The organism is Psychrobacter sp. 1Y4 (assembly GCF_051847555.1).
The window spans coordinates 1-601 of sequence record NZ_JBPYDE010000828.1 but is presented as its reverse complement, the minus strand read 5'-3'; the positions used below and the strand labels follow the sequence as shown (position 1 = coordinate 601).

1 protein-coding gene is annotated in these 601 nt (G+C 49.6%); it reads left to right on the top strand.

Going from position 1 to position 601, the window contains the following annotated elements:
* On the top strand, window positions 1-534 hold a 534-nt coding region (locus ACS8FC_RS19105; RefSeq protein WP_439297948.1), incomplete at its 5' end, for an acyl-CoA thioesterase.
* Window positions 535-601: the final 67 nt, after the last annotated feature.

Below are 601 nucleotides of genomic sequence, written 5' to 3'. Positions count from 1 at the left end.
TATGCCAGCACCATCGCTCATGCCGCCTTAAAAGCAAAAAAGGGCGATACCTTAACCCTAAAAGAGACTAGCGAGATTCAGTTTCGCTGCCGCCTGACGGACATCGATAATTTCTTGGAGATGAATAACGGTCGCGTATTCACGCTGTATGATTTGGGGCGTATGGACTTTGCAGTACGTAGCGGACTTGGCACGCAGCTGCTAAAACAGCGTTGGGGTCTGGTCATCGCTGGAAGTACCATCCAATATCGCAAGCGTATTCGCGCCTTTGAAAAGGTCACGCTAAAGACCAAAATGGTCGGTATCGATGCGCGCTGGCTCTATATCGAGCAATCGATGTGGGTTAAGGGCAAACCTTGCTCCTCTGCGCTACTGCGTACAGGCGTGACCAAAGGCGGTCGGGTGATCGACACGGCACAAGTACTAGCTGCACTTGGCCAATCTGACTGGGATCTACCGCCAACGGGTTACGTGGCTGAATGGATCAAAAGTGATGCTGATCGTCCGTGGCCACCTGTCGATACAGCTGACTAACTTAACTTTGTAAGCTAGAAATCCATTACTTTTAACTTATTTAGCAGATAGTACAAGCAAGCAACCT